Raw genomic sequence first — 3,364 nt, forward strand, 5'->3', positions numbered from 1 at the left:
AGTTCGTCGTACCACTCGACGATCTGCACCCAGTCCGTCTGCCCCGCGGTCGGCGCGTCGGCGTGGAGCGCCGCGATGGCCGCCTGGGCCTGGAACTCGCCCAGCCGGTCGCGGGCGAGGGCCGCCTGCAGGATCCCGGTCCCCTCGGTGATCGCCCCGGTGTCCCACCGGCCGCGGTCCTGCTCGGCGAGCGGTACCAGGCTGCCGTCGGGCGCGGTCCGGGTGGCACGCCGGGCATGGTGGAGCAGCATGAGGGCGAGCAGCCCCGCCACCTCGGGATGGTCGACCCGGGCCGCGAGCTGCCGCGTGAGCCGGATGGCCTCGGCGGCGAGGTCGACGTCGCCGGAGTAGCCCTCGTTGAAGACCAGGTAGAGGACGCGCAGCACGGTGGAGACATCGCCGGGCCGGTCGAACCGCACACCGGAGACGGTGCGCTTGGCCCGGCTGATGCGCTGCGCCATGGTCGCCTCGGGCACCAGGTAGGCCCGGGCGATCTGGCGGGTGGTGAGCCCGCCGACGGCGCGCAGCGTGAGCGCGACCGCGGACGACGGCGTCAGCGACGGGTGCGCGCACAGGAAGTAGAGCCGGAGCGTGTCGTCCACCGCGGACGCGGGCCCGGGCGGCGGCTCCTCGTCGACGAGGTCCTCACGCCGGCGGCGGGCGGTGTCCGCCCGGGTCGCGTCGAGGAACCGGCGCCAGGCCACGGTGACCAGCCAGCCCTTCGGGTCGCGCGGCGGGTCGGCGGGCCAGGTGCGGACCGCCTCGACCAGCGCGTCCTGCACGGCGTCCTCGGCCGCCGCGAAGTCGGCTCCGCGGCGGACGAGGATCCCGAGCACGCTCGGCGTGAGGCTTCGGAGCAGGACTCCGTCCATCGGCGGGATCACTCCGTGATGGTGGGCGGCGCGGTCAGGAACGGGCGCACCTCGAGCCACTCGTGGATCGGCTTCCCGCCCGCGCCCGGGGCGGCCGACAGCTCTCCGGCCAGCTCGACGGCGCGTTCGTAGCTGTCGACGTCGATGATCATCCAGCCGGCGATGAGGTCCTTGGTCTCCGCGAACGGTCCGTCGGTGACCGGCGGGCGCCCCTCACCGTCGTAGCGGACCCACGCCCCCTCGGGGGCGAGCGCCTGACCGTCGACGAACTCGCCGGTCCCCTCGAGCCGGGCCGCGAAGTCGTTCATGTACTGCACGTGCGCGGAGATCTCCTCCGGCGTCCACTGGTCCATGGGCACGTCGTTCGCCGGAGCCGGGGCGCCGCGGTAGTGCTTGAGCAGCAGGTACTTGGCCATGGTGCTTCTCCTCGGTGCTGGTGCGACCCATTGTGGTCGCGTTCACCCCGGGGACGGAGCGGGCCACGGGTTCTCGACATCACCGGCGAAGTTTTTTTTCTCGGCTCTTGCGGAGCGGCCCCGGCGGGCTCCGGGGGGTCCGGGGGTGGGGGGCTCCGGGGGGTGACGTGGCTCAGAACCGGCGCGCCCGGTGGCGGGCACGGTGGCCGCCGTCGCGGCGGACGAGCAGCAGGGCCAGCAGCATGGGCGCGATCAGCAGGGCCATCGTCGTCATGGAAGTGCTCCTCTCCTCGTGGTCCCTCACTCCTTCGCGTATGGCCGCCCGGACGCATTCGAAACCACCGGCGCCCGCCACCCCGCACCGGCAGGCCGATCCCGCCGAATGCGCCCGGAATAAGCCCATCCGGATATCGGCGTCCCGAGGGGTTCCACGGCGCATTCCGGATGCCCTTCGAGGTGGGACGGCCGAGAGCCGCCGGGGGGTGGAACGGGCGGAGCGCCCGGCTCAGGCCACGCGCCCCCGCACGCCTCCCGCCGTGACGTTCCCGCACGGCGGTAGCTGGGCAGCCGCTTGTTGCTGATCGACCGTCACATGAGGAGAACCCCGATGACCAAGGTCCTGGTGCTGCACAGCGTCTGCCTCGTAAGGTCCGCCCTGGCCGCGCTCCTGAGATCCGAAGGCGACTTCGACGTCACCTCCTCCGGTTGGCGCGCCGCCGCGCGCCAGGCGGAATTCTTACGACCCGACGTGGCGGTCGTGGACCTCGACTGTCCGGGGGTCTCGGCCGCCCTCCTCGCCGACGCCGGTGCCGCCCGGCTCCTGCCCCACTCGCCGACGCCCCTGCTCGTGCTCGCCCGGGCCGACACCCCCGGCTCACTGCGGCGCGCTTTCCGGACCCAGGCACTCGGCTACGTCGACAAGGACGGCTCGCCCGCCCGGCTGATCCGGGCCATCCGCAAGGTCTCGGCCGGAGAACGCTTCATCGACGCCCCGCTCGCCTCGGCCTTCATGGAAGCCGATCCCATGCCGCTCAGCCCGCGCGAGCTGAGCGTGCTGGCCCGGGCCGCCGAGGGCGACTCGATCGCGGAGATCGCCCGCGCCCTGCACCTCGCCAGCGGAACCGTACGCAACTACATGGCCGCCGTGACCCGTAAGACCGGCGCCCGCAACCGGATCGACGCCATCCGGATATCCCGGCGGGCCGGCTGGGTCTGAGCCGTCCGAGCCGTCCGATCCGCCGGCCCGAGTCAGCCCGTGCCCCGAACGGCGACGAGCACTCCGCCGGCCGTGCGCTCCTCACCCGCGAGCGTTCCACATGCCCACCAGATCCCGGTACAGGGGCGACCTGGCCGGGAGCTCCGCATGCGTGCCGCACACCGCCCGGGCCCCGTCGAGTACGAGGACCCGGTCGGCCCGGGCCGCGGAGGAGATGCGGTGGGCGACCACGATCAGGGTGCCCGGGCGCTCGGCGAGCGCCCGCTCCGCGCGCTCCTCGGTGCGCGGGTCGAGGTGGCAGGTGGCCTCGTCCAGCAGCAACAGGGGGGCGGGGGAGAGGTGGGCGGCGGTGAGGGCGAGGTGCTGCCGCTCGCCCGGGGAGAGCCGGCCCGGGTCGACGGGCGCATCCGGTCCGCCGAGCCGGGCCACGAGCCCGTCCGCGCCGAGGGCTGCCACGGCCCGCTCCACCTCGGCCGGGGACACCGGGTCCGGGCACAGGTGGGTCAGGTTCTCGCGGACCGTCCCCGTGAAGACGTACGCCTGCTGGGGCAGCAGCGTCCGGCGGGCGTCGGGGCCGTGCCCCGGCGCACCCCGGGCGGGGGCGCCCGCCACCCGCACGATTCCGCGGCCGGGCGGCAGCAGGCCGGCGACCAGGGCGGTGAGGGTGGACTTGCCGATGCCGCTCGGCCCCACCACGGCCAGGTGTTCGCCCGGCCGGACCACCAGGTCGAGGCCGTCGATCACCGGGTGCGCGCGGGGACCGTAGGCGAAGCGGACCTGCCGGAGTTCGACGGCAGGAGTCGGCGCCGATCCCGGCGACGCCCCCGCCCCCGATCCCGACGCCGACGCCGACGCCGACG

4 protein-coding genes are annotated in these 3,364 nt (G+C 74.5%); 1 reads left to right on the top strand and 3 read right to left on the bottom strand.

The genetic code is table 11. The features are described from left to right. Positions 1 to 872, bottom strand: an 872-nt coding sequence (locus ACWGE1_RS40555) for an RNA polymerase sigma factor (protein ID WP_453425488.1), incomplete at its 3' end; no start/stop codon positions are given. 8 nt (positions 873 to 880) lie between these two features. Next, on the bottom strand, positions 881 to 1,288 hold the full coding sequence (locus ACWGE1_RS40560; RefSeq protein WP_453425485.1) for a YciI family protein: 408 nt from the start codon (positions 1,286 to 1,288) through the stop codon (positions 881 to 883). Positions 1,289 to 1,895: 607 nt separating this feature from the next. Here ACWGE1_RS40560 and ACWGE1_RS40565 point away from each other — a divergent pair. Continuing rightward, positions 1,896 to 2,504, top strand: a complete 609-nt coding sequence (locus tag ACWGE1_RS40565) for a response regulator transcription factor (protein WP_453425486.1) — start codon at positions 1,896 to 1,898, stop codon at positions 2,502 to 2,504. A gap of 81 nt (positions 2,505 to 2,585) precedes the next feature. Here ACWGE1_RS40565 and ACWGE1_RS40570 read toward each other — a convergent pair. Further along, positions 2,586 to 3,364: ATP-binding cassette domain-containing protein (locus ACWGE1_RS40570; protein ID WP_453425487.1), on the bottom strand; the 779-nt coding region annotated here is incomplete at its 5' end.

The sequence above is a fragment of the Streptomyces sp. NPDC054932 genome, assembly GCF_053610205.1.